This window comes from Streptomyces roseofulvus (assembly GCF_039534915.1).
Taxonomy (GTDB): Bacteria; Actinomycetota; Actinomycetes; order Streptomycetales; family Streptomycetaceae; genus Streptomyces; species Streptomyces roseofulvus.
Genome location: NZ_BAAAWE010000001.1, coordinates 5,339,630 through 5,362,959, shown reverse-complemented (window position 1 = coordinate 5,362,959; position 23,330 = coordinate 5,339,630). Strand labels below are relative to the sequence as shown.

Here is a 23,330-nt window from a genome sequence, read left to right as displayed (position 1 = left end):
GCTGAACCGGTTCGTCGTGAAGGAGCCTGACGTGCAGCAGGAGCAGCCGGACGCCGCCGAGATCCTCCTCCGGGCGGGGAGGTTCTTCTCCCGTTCCGAGGTCTCCGAGGACCTGCGGACGGTGCACCGCACCGGTGGCCGCGAGGGCGAGTCGTTCTACCGGGACCGGTGGAGCCACGACAAGGTCGTGTACTCCACCCACGGCGTCAACTGCACCGGTTCGTGCCGGTGGAAGGTGTACGTCAAGGACGGGATCATCACCTGGGAGACCCAGGCCACCGACTATCCGTCCGTCGGCCCCGACCGGCCCGAGTACGAGCCGCGCGGCTGCCCCCGGGGCGCCTCCTTCTCCTGGTACAGCTACTCCCCCACCCGGGTCCGGCACCCCATGGTCCGGGGCACCCTGCTCGCGATGTACCGGGAGGCGAAGAAGCGCCTGAAGGACCCCGTGCTCGCCTGGGCGGACATCCAGCGCGACCCGGTGCGCCGCCGCACCTACCAGCAGGCCCGGGGCAAGGGCGGGCTGGTGCGCGCGAGTTGGCCGGAGGCGGTGGAGATCGCCGCCGCCGCGCACGTCCACGCCATCAAGGAGCACGGACCGGACCGGGTGGCCGGCTTCTCGCCGATCCCGGCGATGTCGATGGCCTCGCACGCGGCCGGCGCCCGCTTCCACTCCCTCATCGGCGCGCCGATGCTCTCCTTCTACGACTGGTACGCGGACCTGCCGGTGGCCTCCCCGCAGGTCTTCGGCGACCAGACGGACGTGCCGGAGTCGGGCGACTGGTGGGACGCGGCCTACCTGCTGATGTGGGGCTCGAACGTGCCGGTGACGCGCACGCCGGACGCGCACTGGATGACGGAGGCCCGCTACCGGGGCCAGAAGGTCGTCACCGTCTCGCCCGACTTCGCGGACAACACCAAGTTCGCCGACGAGTGGATGCACCCCCACCCGGGGACGGACGGGGCGCTGGCCCTGGCGATGGGGCACGTGGTCCTGAAGGAGTTCTTCGTCGACCGGGAGACGCCGTTCTTCGCGGACTACGTGCGGACCTACACCGACCTGCCGTTCCTGATCACCCTGACGGAGAGCGGACAAGGGCTGGTCCCGGGGAAGTTCGTGACCGCCGCCGACCTCGGCCGGGACGTCGAGAACGCCGAGTGGAAGACCGTCCTCGTCGACGACGCCACCGGCGAGCCCGTGGTCCCGAACGGCACCCTCGGCCACCGCTGGGGCACCGGCGGCGAGCCCGACTGGAACCTCGACCTCGGAGGAGTGCGCCCCCGGCTCTCGCTCCTCGGCGAGGGCGAGGCCGCCGAGGTGGTGCTGCCGCGCTTCGACGAGGAGGGCGAGGTGCTGCGGCGGGGCGTCCCGGTGCGGCGGCTGGGCGACCGCCTCGTCACCACCGTGTACGACCTGCTGCTCGCCCAGTACGGGGTGGGGCGCCCCGGCCTGCCGGGCACGTGGCCGGAGTCGTACGAGGACGCCGCGCAGCCCGGCACCCCCGCCTGGCAGGAGACGCTGACCTCCGTCCCGGCCGCCCAGGCCGCCCGCGTCGCACGGGAGTTCGCGGACACCGCCGAGCGCTCCCGAGGCCGCTGCATGATCCTCATGGGCGCGGGCACCAACCACTGGTTCCACTCCGAGACCATCTACCGGGCCTTCCTCGCCCTGCTGACGCTCACCGGCTGCCAGGGGCGCAACGGCGGCGGCTGGGGCCACTACGTCGGCCAGGAGAAGTGCCGGCCGGTGACCGGCTGGGCGACCCTCGCGAGCGCCTCCGACTGGGGCCGGCCGCCCCGGCACATGATCGGCGCCGGCTGGTTCTACCTCCACACCGACCAGTGGCGGTACGACACCCTGCCGGCCGCGTCGCTGGCCTCGCCGCTCGGCGCGGGCCGCTTCGCGGGCATGACGGGCGCCGACTGCCTGGCCGCGTCGGCGCGGATGGGCTGGATGCCCTCGTACCCGACCTTCGACCGCAACCCGCTGGAGCTCGGCGCCCAGGACGACCCGGTCGCCGACACCGTGCGGGCGCTGAAGGACGGGACGCTCGGCTTCGCCGGGGAGGACCCGGACGCGCCGGGGAACTGGCCCCGGGTGCTCAACGTGTGGCGGGCCAACCTCCTCGGCTCCTCCTCCAAGGGCAACGAGTACTTCCTCAAGCACCTCCTCGGCACCCACTCCAACCTCCCGGAGGACGGGCCGCGCTGCTCGCCGAGGGACGTGCGGTGGCGGGAGGAGGACGTCGAGGGCAAGCTCGACCTGCTGCTCTCCATGGACTTCCGGATGACGTCCACGACGCTGCTGTCCGATGTGGTGCTCCCCGCCGCCACCTGGTACGAGAAGCACGACCTGTCCTCGACCGACATGCACCCCTTCCTGCACGCCTTCACCCCGGCCGTGGACCCGCCGTGGCAGGCCCGCTCCGACTACGACGCCTTCCTCGCCCTCGCCCGCCGCTTCGGCGAGCTCGCCGAGGAGCACCTCGGGGTCAGGAAGGACCTGGTGGCGACCGCGCTCCAGCACGACACCCCGGGCGGCGAGATGGCCCAGCCCGGCGGGGTCGCGCTCGACTGGTCGAAGGGCGAGTGCGAGCCGGTCCCGGGGCGCACGATGTACAACCTGGCGGTGGTCGAGCGGGACTACGGGGCCGTCGGCGAGAAGTTCGCGGCGCTCGGCCCGCTGGTCGACCGGCTCGGGGTGACGACCAAGGCGATCACCTTCGACGTCGACGAGGAGGTCGCGTACCTCGGCGCCAAGAACGGCCTGGTCAGGGGCGGGATCGCGGACGGGCGACCGCGCCTGGACACCGCGCGGCGGGCCTGCGAGGCGATCCTCTCCCTCTCCGGCACGTCGAACGGGCGGCTCGCCACCCAGGGCTTCGAGAAGCTGGAGAAGCGCACCGGACAGGCGATGGCCCATCTGGCCGCCGAGGCCGAGGGCAAGCGGATCACCTTCGCCGACACCCAGGCCCGGCCCGTCCCCGTCATCACCTCGCCCGAGTGGTCGGGCAGCGAGTCCGGCGGCCGCCGCTACACCGCCTTCACCGTCAACACCGAGCACCTCAAGCCCTGGCACACGCTCACCGGCCGCCAGCACTTCTTCCTCGACCACGACTGGATGCACGAGGTCGGCGAGGCGCTGCCCGTCTACAAGCCGCCGCTCGACATGCACCGGCTGTACGGGGAGCCGGAGCTGGGGTCGACGGACGGGCGGCAGGTCGCCGTGCGGTACCTCACCCCGCACAACAAGTGGGCGATCCACTCCCAGTACCAGGACAACCTGTACATGATGACGCTCGGCCGGGGCGGGCAGACGATCTGGATGTCCCCGCAGGACGCCGAGGCCATCGGGGTGGCGGACAACGACTGGATCGAGGCGGTCAACCGCAACGGCGTGGTCACCGCCCGCGCGATCGTGTCCCACAAGATGCCCGCCGGCACGGTCTACATGAACCACGCCCAGGAGCGCACGGTCGGCGTCCCGAAGACCGAGAAGACCGGCCGCCGGGGCGGCATCCACAACTCGCTCACCCGGGTGATGCTCAAGCCGACCCATCTCGTCGGCGGCTACGCCCAGTTGACCTGGGCCTTCAACTACTTGGGCCCGACCGGCAACCAGCGCGACGAGGTGACGGTGATCCGCCGCCGCGACCAGAAGGTGGAGTACTGAACATGCGCGTCATGGCACAGGTCGCGATGGTGATGAACCTCGACAAGTGCATCGGCTGCCACACCTGTTCGGTCACCTGCAAGCAGGCGTGGACCAACCGGCAGGGCACCGAGTACGTCTGGTTCAACAACGTCGAGACGCTGCCCGGGCAGGGCTACCCGCGCCGCTGGGAGGACCAGGAGCGGTGGAAGGGCGGCTGGGAGCGCACCCGTTCGGGGCGGCTTCGGCTGCGGGCCGGCGGGCGGCTGAAGCGGCTCGGGCAGATCTTCGCCAACCCGGAACTGCCGGAGCTCGACGACTACTACCAGCCGTGGACGTACGAGTACAAGAACCTCACCGAGGCCCCGGCCGGCGACGACCTGCCGGTCGCCCGGCCCGTGTCCCAGGTCACCGGCGAACCCCTCGACAAGGTCGAGTGGGGACCCAACTGGGACGACAACCTGGGCGGCGCGCCCGAGCACGGACCGAAGGACCCGCTGGTCGAGAAGGTGCGACGGGAGGTCGGCGAGCGGATCCGCTTCGAGTTCGAGCAGAGCTTCATGTTCTACCTGCCCCGGATCTGCGAGCACTGCCTCAATCCGGCGTGCGTCTCCGCCTGCCCGTCCGGCGCCATGTACAAGCGCGAGGAGGACGGCATCGTCCTCGTCGACCAGGAGCACTGCCGGGGCTGGCGGATGTGCGTCACCGGCTGCCCGTACAAGAAGGTGTACTTCAACCACGCCACCGGCAAGGCCGAGAAGTGCACCTTCTGCTTCCCGCGCGTCGAGGTCGGCATGCCGACGGTCTGCTCGGAGACCTGCGTGGGCCGGATGCGCTACCTCGGCGTGCTGCTGTACGACGCCGACAGGGTCGCGGAGGCGTCCGCGGTCGAGGACGAACACGATCTGTACCCCGCCCAGTTGGAGTGCTTTCTCGACCCGCACGACCCGGCGGTGGCCGCCGCCGCGCGGGCGTCCGGGATCACCGAGGAGTGGCTGGACGCGGCCCGCCGCTCCCCCGTGTACGACCTGATCGCCACCTACCAGGTCGCGCTGCCGCTGCACCCGGAGTACCGCACGATGCCGATGGTCTGGTACGTGCCGCCGCTCTCCCCCGTGGTCGACGCGGTCGCCGCCTCCGGCAGCGACGGCGAGGACGCCGGGAACCTCTTCGGGGCGATCGACGCGCTGCGGATCCCGGTGGAGTACCTGGCGGAGCTGCTGACCGCCGGGGACACCGTGCCCGTGGAGGCGGTGCTGCGCCGGATGGCCGCCATGCGGTCCTACATGCGGGCGGTCAACCTCGGCGAGGAGAAGGACGAGGCGGTCGCGCGGGCGGTCGGACTGACCGGCCGGGAGATGGAGGACATGTTCCGGCTGCTCGCCGTCGCCAAGTACGAGGACCGGTACGTGATCCCGACGGCCGCCCGCGCGGACGCGGACGCGCTCGCCGACAGCCACCCCCTGGACGAGGGCTGCCCGGTCGCCGGCCGGGTGGACGGCGGCGGCAGCCGGGTCCTGCTCAACCTGGGTCGCACGAGGAGGAGTTCATGACCACGGACACGGTGGTACGGATGGCGGCGGCGCGCTGCCTGAGCTACCCGGACGAGCGGCTGTACGAGGAACTCCCGCTGCTGCTCCGGGCCCTGGGCGGTTCTCCGGCCGGGCTCACCGACTTCCTCGACCACGTCGAGCGGACCCCGCTCCTGGAGCTCGCCGCGCACTACACGGACACCTTCGACACCCGCAACCGCCGCTGCCTCTACCTGACCTGGTGGACGGACGGCGACACCCGGCGGCGCGGTCTCTCGCTCGTGCGGATCAAGCGGACCTACCGCGAGCACGGCCTGGAGTTCGACAGCGACGAGCTGCCCGACTTCCTGCCCGCCGCCCTGGAGTTCGCCGCCCTCCGTCAGGAGCCCGGCACCGCCCTGTTCCAGGAGCACCGGGCCGGTCTGGAGCTGCTGCGGCTGGCGCTGGCCGACTCGGGGACGCCGTACACCGGCGTACTGGAGGCCGTCTGCGGCACTTTGCCCGGGCCCTCGCCCCGGACGAAGGAGGAGGCGAAGGCGCTGGCCCGGTCCGGGCCGCCGCGCGAGCTCGTCGGACTCGAACCCCTCGGGCCCGGCGTGGAACTCCCCTGGCCCACCGTGCCCCGCACCGAAAGGACCCCGGTCTGATGGATCTGCTGCTGTGGGGCGTGCTGCCCTACGTCTCGGTGGCCCTGCTCGTCGCGGGAACGATCTGGCGCGGGCGCCACGACCGCTTCGGCATCACCACCCACTCGTCCCAGCTGCACGAGTCGCGGCTGCTGCGGATCGGCTCCCCGCTCTTCCACTTCGGGATGCTGTTCGTCGTCCTCGGGCACGTGGTCGGGCTGCTGATCCCGAAGGAGTGGACGGGCGCGCTCGGGATCAGCGACCACGCCTACCACCTGGTGGCGGTCTCCACCGGGGCGGTCGCGGGGGTCGCGGCGGCCGTCGGCATCGGGATCCTGGTGTACCGGCGGCTGCGGGTGCCGGCCGTGCGGAAGGCCACCCTGAAGAGCGACCGCCTCATGTACGCGGTGCTGCTCGGGGCGATGGCCCTGGGCATCCTCGCCACCGTCCTCAACTCGACGGGCGCGACGGACGGGTACGACTACCGGGAGGGCGTCTCGGTCTGGTTCCGGTCGCTGTTCGCGCTCAGCCCGGACTGGGGGCTGATGGCGGGCGCGCCGCTCGCCTTCAGGCTGCACGTGCTCTTCGGCTTCGCGCTCTTCGCGCTGATCCCGTACTCGCGTCTGGTCCACATGTTCGCGGTGCCGGTGCGGTACCTCTTCCGCCCGTTCGTCGTCTACCGGCGGCGGCGCCCCGGCCCGATCGCGAACCGGGCGCCGAAGCGGGGCTGGGAGCGGGTCTGACCTCGCCGCCGTCAGGCGCGTACGGGCGCGCGGCCCGCCGCCGGGGGCGTGACCACGAGCGCGCGCGCCCGTCGTCCCGCCATGCGGCAGCCGAGGCAGTCCGGGTGCCCGGCCCGGGCCGCGGTGTCGCGGACGCGCCAGTCCCACTGGGCGGCGGGGCGGGGTCCGGAGGGCTTGCCCCAGCCGGCGAGGTGCAGCAGCCAGGTGGTGAGGGCGGCGGCGGCGAGGAGGGCGGCGCCGAGCGCTCCGGCCCAGGCCGAGCCGAGGCAGAGGGCCGCGCCGGCGGCGGCGCAGCCGAGGGTGGCGAGGGCGGTTCCGGTCCAGCCGGCCAGGGTGTGGCCGAGGTCGACGTCGCCGTGGGCGCTCATGGAGGCTCCCTGAGGGGGTGAGGGCAGGCAGGATGAGGGTGTCGTGGCCCGCCGAGGTCATTTATCTCACGAGCTAAGTATCTTAGACACTAAGGAGTATCGGGGTGCAGGGCAAGAGCCGGCCGCCGGCCACCGCCGCCGAGGCGATCTCGCGCATGGACACCTATGTGGCGCTCGGCCTGATCGGGCAGCAGGAGGTGGCCCAGGCGCTCGGCCTCAACGTGACCGACCTCACCTGCCTCGGCCATGTGCTCGGCGCCGGCGCGGAGCCGCTCTCCGCGGGCGACCTCGCCGAGCGGGCCAACCTCACCACCGGCGCGGTCACCGGCGTCCTCAACCGGCTGGAGAAGGCCGGGTACGCCCGCAGGGTCCCCGACCCGGGCGACCGCCGCCGGGTCCGCGTGGTCGCCGACCCGGCGGCGGTGGTCCGCCTGACCGAGCTGTACCAGCCCTTCTACGACCGGCTCGGGGAGCTCTTCGCCCGCTACACCCCCGAGGAGACCGCCGTGATCGCGGACTGGTTCGCCCACGCCGCCGAAGCGGCCCGCGCCCACCTCGACGCCCTTCGCGACCGCGCGAGCTGAGCCCCTGGACACCCGCTTGGGGGTGCGTCACGGGCGCTCACGGGCGGGGCGCCGGAGCATGGGGACATGCCGATCTCCGCCGCCCAGCGCGCCGCCGCCCTCCTCACCGCCTCCGCCGTCCTCTGGCTGACCGGCTGCTCGGACGACTCCGGCGACGGGACCCCCGCGGCCTCCCGCCCCACCGGCACCGGCGGGCTCTCGGCGCTGACGGAACAGCAGCTGGAGTGGGACACCTGCCCGCCCCCGTCCCCGGCGGAGGGCGGCGGCTCGGCACCGTCGCCGCTGCCGGACGGCACGGAGTGGGAGTGCGCCTTCCTGCGGACGCCGCTCGACTGGTCGCAGCCGGAGGGCGAGACGATCGAACTCGCGCTGATCCGCGCCCGGGCCGACGACAACGCCCGCCGCATCGGCTCCCTGATCTTCAACTTCGGCGGCCCGGGCGGCTCCGGCGTCACCGGCCTGCCCGGCTTCGCCACCGACTACGAGTCCCTCCGCACGCGCTACGACCTGGTGTCCTTCGACCCGCGCGGGGTCGGCCGCAGCGAGCCGGTCGAGTGCGCCACGGACAAGGAGCTGGACGCCTACTACGCGCTGGACTTCACCCCGGACGACCTGGCGGAGGAACGGACGCTGTCCGACGCGCAGAAGGCGTACGCGACAGGCTGCGAGAAGGACTCGGGCACGGTCCTGCCGCACGTCGGCACGGAGAGCGCGGCCCGCGACATGGACCTGCTGCGCCAGGTCCTCGGCGACGACAAGCTGCACTACTTCGGCATCTCGTACGGCACGGAGCTCGGCGGCGTCTACGCCCACCTCTTCCCCGAGCGGGTGGGCCGTGCCGTCTTCGACGCGGTGGTGGACCCGGACGCGGGCGTCGAGGAGGGCGCACTGGGCCAGGCCAAGGGCTTCCAGCTGGCACTCGACAACTTCGCGCAGGACTGCGTGGACCGGGGCGACGAGTGCGCCCTGCCGGGCGCGACGGTCGCCGAGGTCGAGGAGGGCGTCACCGACCTCCTCGCCGCGCTCGACAAGAAGCCGATCCCCGGCATCGGCAGCCGGAAGCTGACCCAGACCCAGGCGACCAACGGCATCGCCCAGTCGCTGTACTCGAAGGAGTTCTGGCCGTACCTGGAGCAGGGCCTGGAGGCGGCGGACGGCGGCGACGGCGCGCTGCTGCTCGCCCTCTCGGACTCGATGAACGGACGCGGGGAGAACGGCAGTTACAGCAACATCCAGGCCGCCAACGCCGCCATCAACTGCGTGGACTTCAAGGAGCGGTACACCCTCGGCCAGGCCAAGGAGCGGCTGCCGCAGTTCCGCGAGGCGTCACCGGTCTTCGGCGACTTCATGGGCTGGGCGCTGTCGAGCTGCTCGCAGTGGCCGGTGCCCGGCGCCTGGGACCACCCCGACGTGTCGGCGCCCGGCGCCGCGCCGATCCTGGTGGTCGGCAACACCGGCGACCCGGCGACCCCGTACGAGGGCGCCCGCGCGATGGTGCAGGCGCTCGGCAAGGGCGTCGGCGTGGAGCTGACGTACGAGGGCGAGGGCCACGGCGCCTACAACGGCGGCAGCGCCTGCGTGAAGAAGGCCGTCGACGGCTACCTCCTGGACGGCAAGGTCCCCGCCACGGGCACCGTCTGCAAGTAGCCGCACCCGAGCCCCCTAGGATGACGGGCCAGTCTCGATCTTGGGGGGTCTCCCATGTCCATACGCCGGCGTCTGACGGTCCTCGCCCTCGGCGGAGTGCTGGTCACCGGCTGTACGAGCGCGGGCTCCCCGGCCGCGGCCCCGTCCTCGGCCGCCCCCGCCTCCTCCGGCACCTCCTCCGCGGCCCCGTCGGACGCCAAGCCCGCTCCGGCCTCCGGCCTCCCCGCCCCCGCCCCCGGCCTGCCCGCCTCCCTCACCGGCCAGCGGCCGGAGTGGGACCGCTGCGACGACGTCGGCGGCGACTGGCGCTGCGCCACCGTGAACGTGCCGCTGGACCACGCGAAGCCGGCGGGCGCCACGCTCCCCGTCGCCCTCATACGCAAGGAGGCGACCGACCCGAAGCGGCGGATCGGTTCGCTGCTCTTCAACTTCGGCGGACCCGGCGGCTCCGGGGTGGACATGCTGCCGCAGCTCTCCGACGAGTACGAGGAGCTGGGCGAGCGCTACGACCTCGTGGGCTTCGACCCGCGCGGGGTGAGCCGCAGCTCCGGCGTCGTCTGCCGCACCGACGCCGAGCAGGCGGCGGCCGAGACCCGCGTCGACTCCACCCCGGACACGCCCGCCGAGGAGGCCGCCTTCCTGAAGGACGCGGCGGACTTCGCCGCCGGCTGCGCCCGCCGCTCCGGCGAGGTGATCCCGTACACCACCACCACGGCCACCGCCCGCGACCTGGACCTGATCCGGCACGTCCTCGGCGACGCCCGGCTGCACTACTTCGGCATCTCGTACGGCACCCAGCTCGGCGGCACCTACGCCCACCTCTTCCCCGGGAACGTCGGCCGGCTGGTCCTCGACGCGGTCGTCGACCCGACCGCCGACAGCGCGGGCCACGCCCGCCACCAGACGATCGGCTTCCAGCGGGCCCTGGACAACTACGCCGGGAGCACCGGGCAGACCCCCGCGGCCGTCGGCGCGCGGATCACCACGCTGCTCGCCTCGCTCGACCGGAGGCCGCTGACGGTCGGCGACCGGCGCCTCACCGAGGGCCTGGCGATCACCGGCATCGCGGTGACCCTCTACTCCGAGGAGAGCTGGCCGCTGCTCACCCAGGCGCTGCGGGCCGCCGAGTCCGGCAACGGCGCCCCGCTGCTGCGGCTCGCGGACACCTACAACGACCGGGACTCGCGGGGACGTTACTCCACCCAGTCGCACTCCCAGCGGGCGATCTCCTGCGCCGACTCCAGCGAGCGCCCGACCGCCGCGCGGGCGAAGGCGCTGCTGCCGGAGTTCCGCCGCCTCTCCCCCGTCTTCGGCGCCTTCCTCGCCTGGGACACGGCCGGCTGGTGCGCCGACTGGCCGGTGAAGGGCGAGGCGAAGACCCCGGCGGCGTCCGCCCCGGGCGCGGCCCCGATCCTGGTCGTGGGCACGACCGGCGACCCGGCGACCCCGTACGAGGGCGCCGAGCGGATGGCGAAGGAGCTGGGCGAGGGCGTCGGCGTCCTGGTCACCAACAAGGGCGAGGGGCACGGCGCCTACGGCACCTCGGAGTGCGTGACGGAGACGGTCGACGCGTACCTGCTCGACGGGAAGGTGCCCGCGTACGGCACGACCTGCGGGTAGCGCGGACGCGCGAAGGCCCCGGACCGACACGCGGTCCGGGGCCTTCGCCACGGTGGGCCGGGAGACCGGCTTCCGGCTAGTAGACCGGCTTCTCGGGCTCGATCTGGTGGACCCAGCCGATCACGCCGCCGCCGACGTGCACCGCGTCCGCGAAGCCCGCGGACTTGAGCACGGCGAGGACTTCCGCACTGCGGACACCCGTCTTGCAGTGCAGGACGATCTTCTTGTCCTGCGGGAGGTCCTGGAGGGCGTTGCCCATCAGGAACTCGTTCTTCGGGATCAGGCGGGCGCCGGGGATCGAGACGATCTCGTACTCGTTCGGCTCGCGGACGTCGATGATGTCGATGTTCTCGCCGTCGTCGATCCACTCCTTGAGCTGCTTCGGAGTGATCGTGGAGCCGAGCGCCGCCTCCTGGGCCTCCTCGGACACGACGCCGCAGAAGGCCTCGTAGTCGATGAGCTCGGTGACGGTCGGGTTCTCGCCGCAGACCGCGCAGTTGGGGTCCTTGCGGACCTTCACCTGGCGGTACTGCATCTCCAGGGCGTCGTAGATCATCAGACGGCCGACGAGCGGCTCGCCGATGCCGGCGAGGAGCTTGATGGCCTCGTTGACCTGAATGGAGCCGATGGACGCGCAGAGCACGCCCAGGACGCCGCCCTCGGCGCAGGACGGGACCATGCCCGGCGGCGGGGGCTCCGGGTAGAGGCAGCGGTAGCAGGGACCGTGCTCGGACCAGAAGACCGACGCCTGGCCGTCGAACCGGTAGATCGAGCCCCACACGTACGGCTTGTTCAGCAGCACGCAGGCGTCGTTCACCAGGTAGCGGGTGGCGAAGTTGTCGGTGCCGTCGACGATCAGGTCGTACTGGCTGAAGATGTCCATCACGTTGTCGGCCTCGAGCCGCTCCTCGTGAAGGACCACGTTCACGTACGGGTTGATGCCGAGCACGCTGTCGCGCGCCGACTCGGCCTTGGAGCGGCCGATGTCGGCCTGGCTGTGGATGATCTGGCGCTGGAGGTTCGACTCGTCGACCTCGTCGAACTCCACGATGCCGAGGGTGCCGACACCGGCCGCGGCCAGGTACATGAGCGCCGGCGACCCGAGGCCGCCGGCGCCGACGGCCAGCACCTTCGCGTTCTTCAGCCGCTTCTGCCCGTCCATCCCCACGTCGGGGATGATCAGGTGGCGGGAGTACCTGCGGACCTCGTCTACGGTGAGCTCGGCGGCCGGCTCGACCAGGGGTGGCAGCGACACGGGGACTCCGGTTGTCGGTATGTCAGTACGGTTGTTCTCCCCGTAACACTGCCACGCCCCTTCTCATTCCGAGACACCCGGTCCGATCCGCGAGACGATTTCGTCCCAGTAGCCGGGCAGCGAGTGAAATGGCGTGTTCTGTCCCGCCGCTCCGCCGGGCCCCCCGCTGCGGTCGGTGAAGAAGATCGTGCCGGCGCCCTGCCAGCGGGCGATCCGCAGCGCCTCGTCGAGATGGGTGCGCGGCACCCCGTGGACGAAGTGGGCGAACTTCCCCTCCGGGTACTCGGCCGTCCACTCCGCCACCTGCGACCAGCGGTAGTCGGTCCAGGCCCCGGAGAAGGTCACCAGCTGGTCCGCCGCCTCCGCGTAACCGGGGTACGGATGGCTGCCGTGCCCCAGGACGAGGTGGGCGTCGCCGCCGAGGAGCGCCGACAGGGTGGTGGTGACCCTTCTCACTCCGGGCAGGTCCGTCCGGTCCGTGGGACAGCGGTCCAGATAGAAGCCGCCGACCCGGTACCAGTCGAGGTACCGCTGCGCCTGCGAGACGAGCTCGCCGAAGGGGCGCGAACCGTGCGCCAGGTCCAGGTGCCCCAGCACCCGCACGCCCGCCTGCCGCAGCCGGCCCGCGGTCTCCAGGCAGTGCGGGTCGGGGCGGCTGCCGGGGCCGTCGGCGACGTTGAGCACCGCCCAGTGCACGGGGGTCCCGGGACGGGTCAGTTCGGCCCATTCGACCGGGGCGAGCAGCGGGTGGGCGTAGCCGGGGGCGCCCACTCCGAGCGCCCGGACCGTCCCCGTGGCGGTCAGATGCGACACGCCGCCTCCATCCAGATGTCGGCGAGCGACTCCTCCAGGTTGATCCGGGGGCGCCAGCCGAGCCGGTCGCGGGCGGTGCGGACGTCGGCCTGCTGCCAGGGCCCGCAGCCGTCGGGGTACGGGAAGGGCGCGGCGGCCAGTTGTTCGGCGATGGTCGCCTCGGTGCGCGGGGGGCCGATGACGGGCCGGTGCGGGATGCCGTGCGGGCCGTCCACCTCGTGCAGGTTGCCCGCGTAGCCGGCGACGCGGGCGAGGACGGCGGCTGCGTCCCGCAGCCGGACGGCCCGTCCGGTGCCGATGTTGACCACGCCCTGGGCGGCGGAGAGGGAGGCGGCGTGGACGGCGCGGGCCACGTCCCGCACGTCCACGAAGTCCCGCTGCACGCCGAGGCCGCTGAGCTTGAGCTCGCCGTCGCCGGCCTGCATGGCCCGGCGCATCGCCTCGGCGAGCCGGCCGAGCGGGGAGCCGGCGGGGGTGCCGGGGCCGACCGGGGAGAAGACCCGGAGCACGACCGCGTCGAGCCCGGAGCCGAGGACCAGTTCGGTGGCGGCGAGCTTGGAGACGCCGTACGGGCCTCCCGGGCGCGGCACGGCGTCCTCGGCGGTGGAGGAGCCGGGCTGGCTGGGCCCGTACTCGGAGGCGCAGCCGACCTGGACCAGCCGGGCGCCGCAGCCGCTGCGCCGCAGGGCCTCGCAGACGGTGGCGACGGCGACCGTGTTGTGCCGGGTCAGGTCGCGGGCGCCGCCCCGGGTGGCGCCCGCGCAGTTGACGACCACGCCGGGGTGGACGGCGTCCAGGAAGCGGGTGAGCGCGCCGGGGCTGCCGGTGGCGAGGTCGAAGCGGACGTCGGCGTCGTCGCCGCGGCCGAGGGCGGTGAGGTGGACCGCCGGGTCGGCGAGCAGCCTGTCGGCGACGAAGCGGCCGATGAAGCCGTTGGCTCCGAGCAGTAGCACCCTCATCGTGCGGCCCCTTCGTGCCGACCGGCCGGTGCTGGGGTGGGAGGGGTCATGGTCTGGGTTCTCCTTGCGGGGTGATGAGAGAGAGGTCGGTGCGCCCGCGGCGTCGGCTCCGCGGGTGCCCGGGGTCAGGGGGTGGTGTGGGCCGAGGCCCGGGCGAGGACGCCGGTCGCGTGGGCCAGGAGGCCCAGCGCGGCGGCGCCGCAGACGAGGGCGGGGAGGGCTCCGGGTCCCCAGGCGGTGACGAGGGTCCGTACGGGGACGGCGAGCGCGTCGAAGCCGGGGAGCGGGAGCCGGGCGGCCAGCACGCTCGCGAGGCCGAGGGCTTCGGCGGCGCAGGCGGCGGCGAGGGCGGCGGCGGTCCGGGGGTGTCCGTGGACGGTGAGCAGCCGGGCGAGGAACAGCAGGGCGCCGAGGGCGAGGACGCCGGCGGTGAGGCCGGTGGGCGCCAGCAGGGCGGTGAGGGCGGCGAGGTGGAGGAGGACGGCGGCGAGCAGCCACGCGCGCGTGGCGGCGGCGAAGTCGGCGAGACCGCGGCTGGCGGCGATGCGGCGGCGGGCCCGGCCGGCGAAGAGGTGGGCGCACCAGGCGGCGGGCACGACGGCGAGCGCGAGGCCGAGGAGCGGCGCGGGGGCGAGGGGCCAGGCGCCGTCGGGTCCGCCGCCGAGCACCTGCGCCAGGAGGCCGTCGCCGGCGACGGCGTACGCGAGGAGCCACAGGATCCAGAGCCAGGCGGCGGGCGCGGGGGCGGCGGCGCGCAGCGGTCCGCGCCGGACGGCGAGGACGAGCGCGCCGGCGAGCGCGAGCGCCCCGGCGGTCGCGGCGGCGACCCGGGCGGCGCCGTCGAGGTGGAGCAGGGCGGGCACCAGGAGCGCGGCGGCGGCGCCGGGGGCGAGCGCGGCGAGCGCCCACGGGGTGCGGGGCTCGGGGGCGTCCTCGGCGGGCGCGGGTTCCAGGTGGCCGCGGGGCACGCGCGCGTACAGCTCCTCGGCGAGCGAGAAGACGTCCCGGTGCCGGTAGCGGGCGGCGGTCCGGTCGGTGAAGCCCTGCGCTTCGAGCCCGGCGGCGATCTCCAGCGGGTCGACGGCGCGGGCGCACAGCTCCCGGTGCCGGTGCATGAGCACCTTGACGGGGTCCCCGGCGGTGCGCCGCGGCGGCTTGACGGCGGGTGCCGGGCCGGCGGGCACGGGTGCCTCGCCCCAGGCGGCCCCGGGGCCGGGGGCGACGGCACCGCCGGGGGCGGGGGCGGGCGGTGCGGTGGGGGTGGACGGCGTCTCGGCCTCGGGCTCCCGCGGTTCCTCCGCGGCTGCCGGTTCCTCCTGCGGCGTCTCCGGCTCTTCCGCCCGGACCGGCTCGGGCGCGGGCTCGGGCTCTTCCTCCCCGTCCTCCCTGTCCTCGTCCTCGTCCTCGGCGGGTGCGGGTGCCGGGTCGGCGGCGGGGCGGCGGGGCGGGCCGAAGGCGGAGAGGAGGTCGTCGAGGGCGGACGCGCCCGGGGCGGGGTCCGGGGAGGCGGGCCGGGGGTCCGCGTGCAGGTCGAGGGTGGGGAGCGCGCCGGCGGGCCCCGCGGCTATGGCGGGGGGTGCGGGTTCCGCGTCCACCGCGGGGGCGCCGAGGAGGGCCTCGGAGCGGGCGTCCCAGGCTCCGGGGCTCGTCGGGGCGGCGGAGCCGCGCATGGGGGTGCCTCCTTCAGGCATCGGGGGCTCCTCTGTCCGCGGTGACGGCCTGCGGCACCCAGCCGCCGGCGAGGTGCGCCTCGGCGGGGCGGGCGAAGGGCACGTCGGACCCGGTGCGGTGGCGTACCGGCGCGTGGGAGAGGAGTTCCAGGTAGATGCCGCGGAACGCGGCGAGGTTCTGTTCGACGGTGAAGAGTTCGAGCGCGCGGGCGCGGGCGGCCGCGCCGAGCCGGTACCGGCGCTCGGGGTCGCGCAGCAGCGCGAGGCAGGCGTCGGCGAGCGCCCGGGGGTTGCGCGGGGGGACCACGAGCCCGGTGCCGCCGATGATCTCGACGACCGCGCCGACGTCGGTGGAGACGGTGGCGCGGGCGCAGAACATCGCCTCGACGAGGCTGGCGGGGAAGCCCTCGACGGTGCTGGAGAGGACGACGACGGCGGCGGAGGCGTAGACGTCCTCCAGGGTGGGGGCCTCGGGTCCGCCGAGCTCCTCGAAGGAGACGGGGTTCTCGCCGACGGCGTGGGCGCCCGCTGCCTCGTCGGGGAAGAGCTGGGCGGCGAGCGCGGCGCACTGCGCGAGGTAGGCGCAGTGGTCGCCGCCCGGTTCGGTCTCGCCGGCGTCGGCGGGGACGGAGACGATCCGCAGCCGGGCGTCGGCGCGGCGGGCACGCAGTTCGGCGAAGGCGTGCAGGAGGGCGACGAGGTCCTTGGCGGGTTCGACGCGGCCGATCCAGACGAGGGTGCCGGGCTCGCCGCTCTCCTCGTCCTCGCCGACGTCGGCGAAGCGTTCGGCGGGCATGCCGGGGTGGACGGTGCGGACCCGGTCGCGGTCGGCGCCGAGCTTCTCCTGCCAGCGGCGGGCGTGGGCGTTGCCGGGGGTGAGGAGGGCGGCCTGGCGGTACGTCTCGCCGGCGAGGCGGCCGTGGAGGGAGGCGAGCAGGGCGCGCAGCGCGGTGGAGCGGTCGCCGGCCTCCCCGTGGAGGTAGTGGGAGCGCAGGCCGACGCCGTACTCGGTGACCAGGAGCGGGGTGCCGAAGAAGCGTTTGGCCAGCAGGCCGGGAAGGGCGACGGGACCGCCGGCGGTGGCGTGGCAGAGGTCGGCGGCGCCGAGGGCGGTCTCGTCGTACCAGTCGAGGGAGAGGGGGCGCAGGGCCCGCTCCAGGTGGTCGGCGAAGGCGAGGTGGTCGTGGAGTCCGGCCGCGGCGGCGGCGCGGCGGGCGCCGGGGGCGCGGCAGGCGGCCTCCAGGACGCGGACGGCGTCGTCGGAGCGGAGCGCGGCGGGCAGTCCGCCGCTGTCGCGGGCGAGGTCGGCGAGGGCGCCGAGGCCGGCGGCGAAGGAGTCGGCGGGGTCCCCGTCGGCGGGGTGCGCGGGGTCGGTCTCGGCGGTCAGGCCGGTGGCGAGGGCGTGGAAGCCCTCGGCGAAGCGGCGGCGGTCGCGCCGGCCGTAGGCGCGGCGGCCGGTGCGCTCGGGCGGGCCCGCGGGGAGGGCGCCCTCGCCGGTGGCGGGGACGGGCCGGGTGTGCGGGGGCAGCGGGGTGGCGGGGAGCGGGCCGCCGACGGCGTACAGGTCGAACTCGTGGGCGGGGAGGCCGTGCACGAGCCGCTGCCACCACGCGCCGGTGTCACCGGTCGCGCACGGGGTGCCACCCTCCGTGAGCAGTCCGATCCGCACGAGCACACACCCCCGGTCTCCCTCGACGTGTCGCCCACCGGTCCCGCCGGTGGCGCGCGCTGCCGGCCCTCGGCGGGAATCCCGCAGCGGGAAGAACGTAAGCGCAGGGGACGGTGGCGCGACGGACGGTTGTCCATCGCACCACCGGAAGGGGTGAATGCACGTAACTTTCCCAGGCCGGTCGCGTTCGGTCGCGGTACGCGCCGGAGGCGTCACGGAGCGTCAGGCTTGCGGGGGCACGTGCCCCGCGGGACCGGTGACGGCCGGAGCCGGCCGGGGTCAACTGCCGGGATACACCCAGGGGTTGGGGCGGCAGGGGATGCCGTCGATCTCCAGGGACTTGGTCTGCTGCTGCATCACCGGCGCCAGGGCGCCCGGCGTGCGGCACGACACGTGGTTGTGGCCGAGCCGGTGTCCGACCTCGTGGTTGATGAGCATCTGGCGGTACGCGAGCATCGCCTTCGGGCCGAAGGTCTCCGAACCCTGCGCCCATCGGAAGGCGTTGATCATCACGCGCTCGGTGGAGGCGGAGTCGCAGGAGACGTTGTCGACGGTGGTGTCGAGACCGGACTTGGCGCACCACTTGCCGGTGGTGCCGGGGCTCGCGAGGGTGATGACGAAGTCGGGCTCGCCGCTGGAGATCCGCTCGAAGGTCATGGCGCCCTGACCGGCCCAGCTGCGCTTGTCGTTGAGCGTCTGCTGGACGGCCCGGGCGAAGAGCCTGGCGTCGAGGCCGAGACCCTTCTCGACGTCCACCCGGTAGCGGTACTTCTGCCCGGCGCCGGGCGCCTTGTCGAGCCCGGGCACCGCCTCGAAGTCGCCGGACCCGGTGAGCTTCGGGTCGATCGGGAACTGGCGGGTCATCAACTGCTCGTACGTGGGCGCCGGTTGCCGGGTGACCGGGACCGGGCTCGACGGGGTGGGCCGCTCGTCGGAGCGGGAGGCGGAGTCCTCCGAGGCGCGCTCGGCGGGCTTCTGCGCGGCGCGCACCGCCGGGGCGTCGTCCTGCCGGTCCGCGACCTGCCCGGCGACGACGATCGCGAGGCAGGTGGTGACCGCGGCGGCCGCGATCCCGGTGAGGGCCCGGCCCTTGCCGCCCCTGCCGGGCGCGTCGGCCTCGTCGCCCGCGGGCGCGTCCGGCCCCGCGGGCGGGGCGGCGGCGGCCCGGCGCGGCCCCGGGATCACCGGCGCGGCGCCCCCGGCGACCCCGTACCGCTCGGGCGCCGGCCGCCCGGCCTCCTCGTCCGCGGGATGCCCCCCGCGCACCGGAATGCCATGAGCGGGCGTGTGCGGAACCCCGTGCGCGGGCGTGTCGTGCGGACCGCCGAGCGGGGCGGGGGTGCCGTGGGCGGGGGTGCCGTGAGCCGGAGTCCCGTGAGCGGGCGCCGGGGCGCCGTGGCGGGGAGCGCCTGGCGCGGGGGCGCCGTAGCGCGGGGTTCCGTGCGCGGGAGTCCCCTGCGCGGGGGCGCCGTAACCCGGGGTCTCGTGCGCGGGAGTGCCGTACGCGGGAGTGCCCTGGCGGGGAGCCCCCGGGGCGGGGGTCCCGTGGCGAGGGCCGCCCTGCGGGGGAGCGCCGTGCCCCTGCGGGCCGCGACCCGGGGTGCCGTACGCGGGCGTGCCGTGGGCGGGAGTCCCGACCGACGGGGAGCCGGGGGCCGGGGTTCCGTACGCGGGAGCCGGCCGGCCGCCCTGGCCGGGGGTCCCGTGCGCCGGGGTCCCGTGGCCGTGGAGGGTGCCGTGGCCGCGGGTGGTGCCGCGGTCGTCCGGGCCGTCGGCGGCGCGGCGGCGCCGGCCCGTGCCCGCGCCGCCGTCCACGACCGGCGTGCGGCCGGTGTCGGCCACCGGCGCGGGCGGGCGCGTCCCGCCCGTCACGGGCGTGCGCGTGCCGTCCGTGCGGCCGGTATCGCCCGCCGAGGGCGCAGGGCCCTTGCGACTATGTCGTCCCACCCCGGGTTCAGCTCCCGTCGTGCCGCGCGTCGTGGTCCGCGATCAGTTCCCGCGCGGCCGCGGCGACCGTCTCGGGGTACTCCATCATCGCCACGTGACCGGCGTCGGGCAGGCTCAGCAGCCGCGAGCTTCGGAAGGCCGCGGCGGCCCTGCGGGCCATCCGGTACGAGACGAGCCGGTCACGACCGCCGTAGATCAGCAGGGTCGGCGCGAGCACCCGCTCCGCCTGCCGCCACAGGCCGTGCTGGCCGCCGAGCGTATAGGCGTCGACGATCCCGCGCGAGGACCTGGCCATGGCGTCCCAGAAATAGGGGAGTTCCAGCCGACGCTCCATCTCCTCGACGGCGTGCCGCAGCCCCTCCTCGGTGACCCGGCCCGGGTCCCCGTAACAGAGCGACAGGACGCCCCGGACGCGCTGCTCGGCGGTCCAGTCGCGGGAGAGCCGGGCGAAGAGCCCGGCGACGCCGGGCACGGCGAGCAGCGCCGTCGGCCAGGCGGTGCGCTGGGCGCGCAGCTCGGGCAGGGCCGGCGAGACGAGGGTCAGGGTGCGGACCAGGTCGGGCCGGACGGCGGCGACCCGGGTGGCGACGGCGCCGCCCATGGAGTTGCCGAAGAGGTGGACGGGACCGCGGCCGGAGGCGTCGAGCAGCCGGATGACGGCCCGGGCGTGCCCGGTGACCGAGTAGTTGCCGTCGTCGGGCGGCGGGGAGTCGCCGAAGCCGGGCAGGTCGACGGCCTCGCCGTCGACGAGGTCGGCGAGCAGCGGCATCAGGGCGGACCAGTTCTGCGAGGAGCCGCCGAGGCCGTGCACGTACAGCGCGGGCGGCAGACCGGAGCGGTCGCCGGGCCGGGAGCGCACGGTGAGGGTGAGTCCGGGGAGCGCGACGGAGCGGAGCTCCTCGCCGTCGGCGACCCGGACCGCACGCGGACGCGGCGCCGGCGGTGCGGTGTCGGCGGTCCGGGTTTCCGGCAGCTCGGTCGAGGACATGGCCGCAATATTACGAGACGATCACGCGCGCACGGGTGTGGGTGCGGTCACAGGACGCGTGGCGCCCGCCGTGAGCCCTCCGGGACCCCCATCGGGTGCCGCTCGGGTGCGGCCCGGCGCGGGTGCTCCTACGCTCGAAGGAAGGGCCATCGGCGCGGGCGGCCGCCCGCGCGCGGGGAGGACGGGAAGGAAGCGCATGACTGTCGATCCGTCCGAGCCGGAATCGTTCCCCGAGGAAGAGGACGCCGTGCTCGACGAGGAAGTCCCGGAGGCCGACGCTGCCGAGCAGCACACGGAACTGCGTCCGAGGGAGGACGAACCGCTCAGCGATATCGACCACGACGCGGCGGACGAGGGCGACGCCTCCGAACAGGCGCGCGTCGTCACGCTCGACGAGGACGACTACCGCTGACCGTACGCGGACCCGCTGACCAGCACCGAAGGACCTCCGCCGCGCGAAGGGCGCCGATCCGCGCGGCCGATCGCGGCCGCACAGCACCGCACATCACCGATCAGCGCGGATTCGGTCGGCGATTCCCGCTGATTTGTTCGGTTTAATCTTGAATAGCCTGTCGACCTCGGCGTCCGGTCCGTGAAATTCTGCGTTCGCACCGCGCACACCCGGGTTACCCAAAAGTACGATGGCGGCGCGGCGCGTCAGCGCACATGGATCGAATTCTTGGGAGGCCGCGTGAGCGCCATCGAGCAGACAGAGGCAGCACGCCCTCGCGGTACGCGGCTGCCGCGCCGTGCCCGGCGGAACCAGCTGCTCGGCGCGGCCCAGGAGGTCTTCGTCGCCCAGGGCTACCACTCCGCGGCCATGGACGACATCGCCGAGCGGGCCGGCGTCAGCAAGCCCGTGCTCTACCAGCACTTCCCCGGGAAGCTGGAGCTGTACCTGGCCCTGCTCGACCAGCACTGCGAGTCCCTGCTCCAGGCGGTCCGCGGCGCCCTCGCCTCCACCTCGGACAACAAGCTCCGGGTCGCGGCCACCATGGACGCCTACTTCGCCTACGTCGAGGACGAGGGCGGCGCCTTCCGGCTGGTCTTCGAGTCCGACCTCACCAACGAGCCCGCCGTCCGCGAGCGGGTGGACCGGGTGAGCCTCCAGTGCGCCGAGGCGATCTCCGAGGTCATCGCCGAGGACACCGGACTGTCCACGGACGAGTCGATGCTGCTCGCGGTGGGCCTCGGCGGGGTCTCCCAGGTCGTCGCCCGCTACTGGCTCTCCAGCGAGTCCCCGATCCCCCGCGACACGGCCGTCTCGCTGCTCACCTCGCTCGCCTGGCGCGGCATCGCGGGCTTCCCGCTGCACGCGGTCGAGGGCCAGCTGAGCGCCGAGGGGCACTGACCGCCCGCTTGTTCCCGTGCCGTGTTCGCTCCTGGCGTGGGGCGGCTGACCCGTGGGCGTCCCCTCACCGGGCTAATGTGTGCAGCGTACGGCGCGTGTTCATCGCGCATGGCTGACCGTTCGGAGGGACATAGCCGTGGAGGTCAAGATCGGCGTGCAGTACGCACCCCGGGAGATCGTTCTGGAGAGCGGGCAGTCCGCCGAGGAAGTGGAGCGCGCCGTCGCCGACGCGCTGTCCGGCAAGGCGACGCTGCTCAGCCTGGAGGACGAGAAGGGCCGCCGGGTCCTGGTCCCGTCGGACAAGATCGCGTACGTGGAGCTCGGCGAGACCGCGGTGCGCCGGGTGGGCTTCGGCACGCTCTGAGCCGCGACTCCCGCGCTGGAGGCCCGGAGGGACACCCGTCCCCCCGGGCCTTCTCGCGTTCCGCGACGCCTCCCGGCGGCCCCGGGCGCGCCCCCGCGCGTACGGCCGTCCGGGTGGCCTCGCGGGGCCGCGCGCGAGGCGTCGCGGGTCCGCCTCCGGCCGCGCGGGCCGTGTGGACGGGGCGCGGCGCCGGGGCGGAGGGAGGATTGCGTTCCGGTGGCCCGGGGTAGGAAGGGGCTTGACCGCACCACCCGCCCCGCACCCCTCGCGAGGTGATCCACCGTGTTCCTGGAAGCCCTCGGCTCCGCCCTGCTCGGACTCGCCCTGGCCTGGGCCGCCGCGCACCGGCTGCCCGACCGCCTCCCCGCCCGGAGGACCGTGCTCCTGACCGGTGCGCTCGGCGCGGTCTTCGGCGCGCTCGTCACTCACGGGGCGCTCGGCCCCGGCCACTTCCTGGCCACGCTCACCGGCGCCGTCGCGGTGGCGGCGGTGCTGCTCTCGCTGCTCGTCCGGCCGGCCGGCCACCGGCTCCGCCGATCATCGCCCGCGGCGTACTGACCGCCGCGCCGCACGCGGAACGGCCGCGCGGCCCGGGACCGAGGTCCCGGGCCGCGCGGCCGTTCCGTGCCGGTGGGCGCCGGCTCAGGCGGCGAGGCCCAGGGCCGCCATCCGCTTGGTGTGCGCCTCGGTGATCCGGGAGAACATCCGGCCGACCTCCGCCAGGTCGAAGCCGTCCGCGACCCCGCCGACGAGCATCGTGGAGAGCGCGTCCCGCTCGGCCACCACGCGCTGGGCCTGGGACAGCGCCTCGCCCATCAGCCGGCGGGCCCACAGCGCGAGCCGGCCGCCGACGCGCGGGTCGGCGTCGATCGCCGCGCGGACCTTCTCCACGGCGAAGTTGCCGTGCCCGGTGTCGTCGAGCACCGCGAGCACCAGGGCGCGGGTGTCCGAGTCGAGGCGGGCCGCGACCTCGCGGTAGAAGTCGCTGGCGATCGAGTCGCCCACGTACGCCTTGACCAGGCCCTCCAGCCAGTCCGACGGGGCGGTCTGGCGGTGGAAGTCGTCCAGCGCCTTCGCGAAGGGCTCCATCGCCGCGGTCGGCTCCGCGTCCACGGCGGCCAGCCGGTCCCGCAGCCGCTCGAAGTGGTGGAACTCGGCGGAGGCCATCTTCGCCAGCTCCGCCTTGTCCTCCAGGGACGGCGCGAGCTTGGCGTCCTCGGCGAGCCGCTCGAAGGCCGCCAGCTCGCCGTAGGCGAGGGCACCGAGCAGGTCGATCACCGCGGCGCGGTACTGCGGCTCGGCGGAAGCCGTGGCCCAGTCCTCGGCGGCGATGCCGGTGGGCGTGTCGGCGGGCTCGGTCTCACCCGTGGGCGTGGCGTTGTCAGGCGTCTCCATGAAGCGCACAATAGCCCGCCCCCCGGGCCCCCGAAGGTCCCGGTCAGTCTGTGTGACCGTGCCCTCATCGCCATTTCGCCCGACACACATGCGCGATTCCGGGGTACAGTGGTAATGCGCCTGCCGAGTATGCGGACATGCTTTCGC

Annotated in this window: 20 protein-coding genes; 11 read left to right on the top strand and 9 right to left on the bottom strand. The window is 74.4% G+C overall.

Annotated features, from left to right (window positions below; genetic code table 11):
- Nucleotides 1-31: 31 nt before the first annotated feature.
- Genes ABFY03_RS24960 through narI form a run of 4 tightly spaced genes read left to right on the top strand, consistent with a single transcriptional unit; the run spans nucleotide 32 to nucleotide 6,553 of the window.
- On the top strand, nucleotides 32-3,673 hold the full coding sequence (locus ABFY03_RS24960) for a nitrate reductase subunit alpha (RefSeq protein ID WP_346170891.1): 3,642 nt from the start codon (nucleotides 32-34) through the stop codon (nucleotides 3,671-3,673).
- Nucleotides 3,674-3,675: 2 nt separating this feature from the next.
- Nucleotides 3,676-5,205, top strand: a complete 1,530-nt coding sequence (gene narH, locus ABFY03_RS24955) for a nitrate reductase subunit beta (protein WP_346170890.1) — start codon at nucleotides 3,676-3,678, stop codon at nucleotides 5,203-5,205.
- Nucleotides 5,202-5,831, top strand: coding sequence for a nitrate reductase molybdenum cofactor assembly chaperone (gene narJ, locus ABFY03_RS24950; protein ID WP_346170889.1), 630 nt, complete (start codon nucleotides 5,202-5,204; stop codon nucleotides 5,829-5,831). The genes narH and narJ overlap by 4 nt, the downstream gene beginning before the upstream one ends.
- Complete coding sequence (gene narI / locus ABFY03_RS24945; RefSeq protein ID WP_319009698.1) at nucleotides 5,831-6,553, top strand: respiratory nitrate reductase subunit gamma; 723 nt, start codon at nucleotides 5,831-5,833, stop codon at nucleotides 6,551-6,553. The genes narJ and narI overlap by 1 nt, the downstream gene beginning before the upstream one ends.
- An 11-nt stretch (nucleotides 6,554-6,564) precedes the next feature.
- Here the strand turns inward: narI and ABFY03_RS24940 are convergent, their stop codons facing one another.
- Nucleotides 6,565-6,921: an HGxxPAAW family protein gene (locus ABFY03_RS24940; protein WP_346170888.1), complete on the bottom strand. Its 357-nt coding sequence runs from the start codon at nucleotides 6,919-6,921 to the stop codon at nucleotides 6,565-6,567.
- Nucleotides 6,922-7,025: 104 nt separating this feature from the next.
- On the opposite strand from ABFY03_RS24940, the gene ABFY03_RS24935 reads away from it, so the two are divergent.
- From ABFY03_RS24935 to ABFY03_RS24925, 3 genes are all read left to right on the top strand, one after another.
- Nucleotides 7,026-7,505, top strand: a complete 480-nt coding sequence (locus ABFY03_RS24935; RefSeq protein WP_319009700.1) for a MarR family transcriptional regulator — start codon at nucleotides 7,026-7,028, stop codon at nucleotides 7,503-7,505.
- A gap of 66 nt (nucleotides 7,506-7,571) precedes the next feature.
- The gene (locus tag ABFY03_RS24930; protein WP_319009701.1) at nucleotides 7,572-9,152 is read left to right on the top strand and encodes an alpha/beta hydrolase; all 1,581 of its coding nucleotides are present in this window, start codon (nucleotides 7,572-7,574) and stop codon (nucleotides 9,150-9,152) included.
- Between the two features lie 54 nt (nucleotides 9,153-9,206).
- Nucleotides 9,207-10,772, top strand: coding sequence for an alpha/beta hydrolase (locus ABFY03_RS24925; protein ID WP_346170887.1), 1,566 nt, complete (start codon nucleotides 9,207-9,209; stop codon nucleotides 10,770-10,772).
- A 76-nt stretch (nucleotides 10,773-10,848) separates the two neighbouring features.
- On the opposite strand, the gene moeZ is transcribed toward ABFY03_RS24925, so the two are convergent.
- From moeZ to ABFY03_RS24890, 7 genes are all read right to left on the bottom strand, one after another.
- On the bottom strand, nucleotides 10,849-12,027 hold the full coding sequence (moeZ, locus tag ABFY03_RS24920; RefSeq protein ID WP_319009703.1) for an adenylyltransferase/sulfurtransferase MoeZ: 1,179 nt from the start codon (nucleotides 12,025-12,027) through the stop codon (nucleotides 10,849-10,851).
- Between the two features lie 63 nt (nucleotides 12,028-12,090).
- Nucleotides 12,091-12,840 (bottom strand): spherulation-specific family 4 protein, encoded by a 750-nt coding sequence (locus ABFY03_RS24915; protein ID WP_346170886.1) that lies wholly within the window; start codon nucleotides 12,838-12,840, stop codon nucleotides 12,091-12,093.
- A complete protein-coding gene (locus ABFY03_RS24910) occupies nucleotides 12,828-13,799 on the bottom strand; it encodes an NAD-dependent epimerase/dehydratase family protein (protein WP_319009705.1) in 972 nt (323 codons plus the stop codon). Before ABFY03_RS24910 ends, ABFY03_RS24915 begins: the two co-directional genes overlap by 13 nt.
- A 125-nt stretch (nucleotides 13,800-13,924) precedes the next feature.
- A complete protein-coding gene (locus ABFY03_RS24905) occupies nucleotides 13,925-15,490 on the bottom strand; it encodes a hypothetical protein (RefSeq protein ID WP_346170885.1) in 1,566 nt (521 codons plus the stop codon).
- The gene (locus ABFY03_RS24900) at nucleotides 15,483-17,138 is read right to left on the bottom strand and encodes a glycosyltransferase (protein WP_346172296.1); all 1,656 of its coding nucleotides are present in this window, start codon (nucleotides 17,136-17,138) and stop codon (nucleotides 15,483-15,485) included. Before ABFY03_RS24900 ends, ABFY03_RS24905 begins: the two co-directional genes overlap by 8 nt.
- A 279-nt stretch (nucleotides 17,139-17,417) precedes the next feature.
- Nucleotides 17,418-19,010 (bottom strand): DUF3152 domain-containing protein, encoded by a 1,593-nt coding sequence (locus ABFY03_RS24895; protein ID WP_346170884.1) that lies wholly within the window; start codon nucleotides 19,008-19,010, stop codon nucleotides 17,418-17,420.
- Between the two features lie 82 nt (nucleotides 19,011-19,092).
- A complete protein-coding gene (locus tag ABFY03_RS24890; RefSeq protein ID WP_346170883.1) occupies nucleotides 19,093-20,073 on the bottom strand; it encodes an alpha/beta fold hydrolase in 981 nt (326 codons plus the stop codon).
- Nucleotides 20,074-20,269: 196 nt separating this feature from the next.
- Here ABFY03_RS24890 and ABFY03_RS24885 point away from each other — a divergent pair, with 196 nt between their 5' ends.
- The 4 genes from ABFY03_RS24885 to ABFY03_RS24870 all read left to right on the top strand — a co-directional run bounded on the left by ABFY03_RS24885 (nucleotide 20,270) and on the right by ABFY03_RS24870 (nucleotide 22,346).
- A complete protein-coding gene (locus ABFY03_RS24885) occupies nucleotides 20,270-20,485 on the top strand; it encodes a hypothetical protein (protein WP_031014186.1) in 216 nt (71 codons plus the stop codon).
- A gap of 279 nt (nucleotides 20,486-20,764) precedes the next feature.
- On the top strand, nucleotides 20,765-21,424 hold the full coding sequence (locus tag ABFY03_RS24880; RefSeq protein ID WP_031014188.1) for a TetR/AcrR family transcriptional regulator: 660 nt from the start codon (nucleotides 20,765-20,767) through the stop codon (nucleotides 21,422-21,424).
- Nucleotides 21,425-21,560: 136 nt separating this feature from the next.
- Nucleotides 21,561-21,788, top strand: a complete 228-nt coding sequence (locus ABFY03_RS24875; protein WP_031014189.1) for a DUF3107 domain-containing protein — start codon at nucleotides 21,561-21,563, stop codon at nucleotides 21,786-21,788.
- A 282-nt stretch (nucleotides 21,789-22,070) separates the two neighbouring features.
- The gene (locus tag ABFY03_RS24870) at nucleotides 22,071-22,346 is read left to right on the top strand and encodes a hypothetical protein (protein WP_346170882.1); all 276 of its coding nucleotides are present in this window, start codon (nucleotides 22,071-22,073) and stop codon (nucleotides 22,344-22,346) included.
- Between the two features lie 84 nt (nucleotides 22,347-22,430).
- On the opposite strand, the gene ABFY03_RS24865 is transcribed toward ABFY03_RS24870, so the two are convergent.
- On the bottom strand, nucleotides 22,431-23,183 hold the full coding sequence (locus ABFY03_RS24865) for a ferritin-like fold-containing protein (protein ID WP_319009710.1): 753 nt from the start codon (nucleotides 23,181-23,183) through the stop codon (nucleotides 22,431-22,433).
- Between the last annotated feature and the right edge of the window lie 147 nt (nucleotides 23,184-23,330).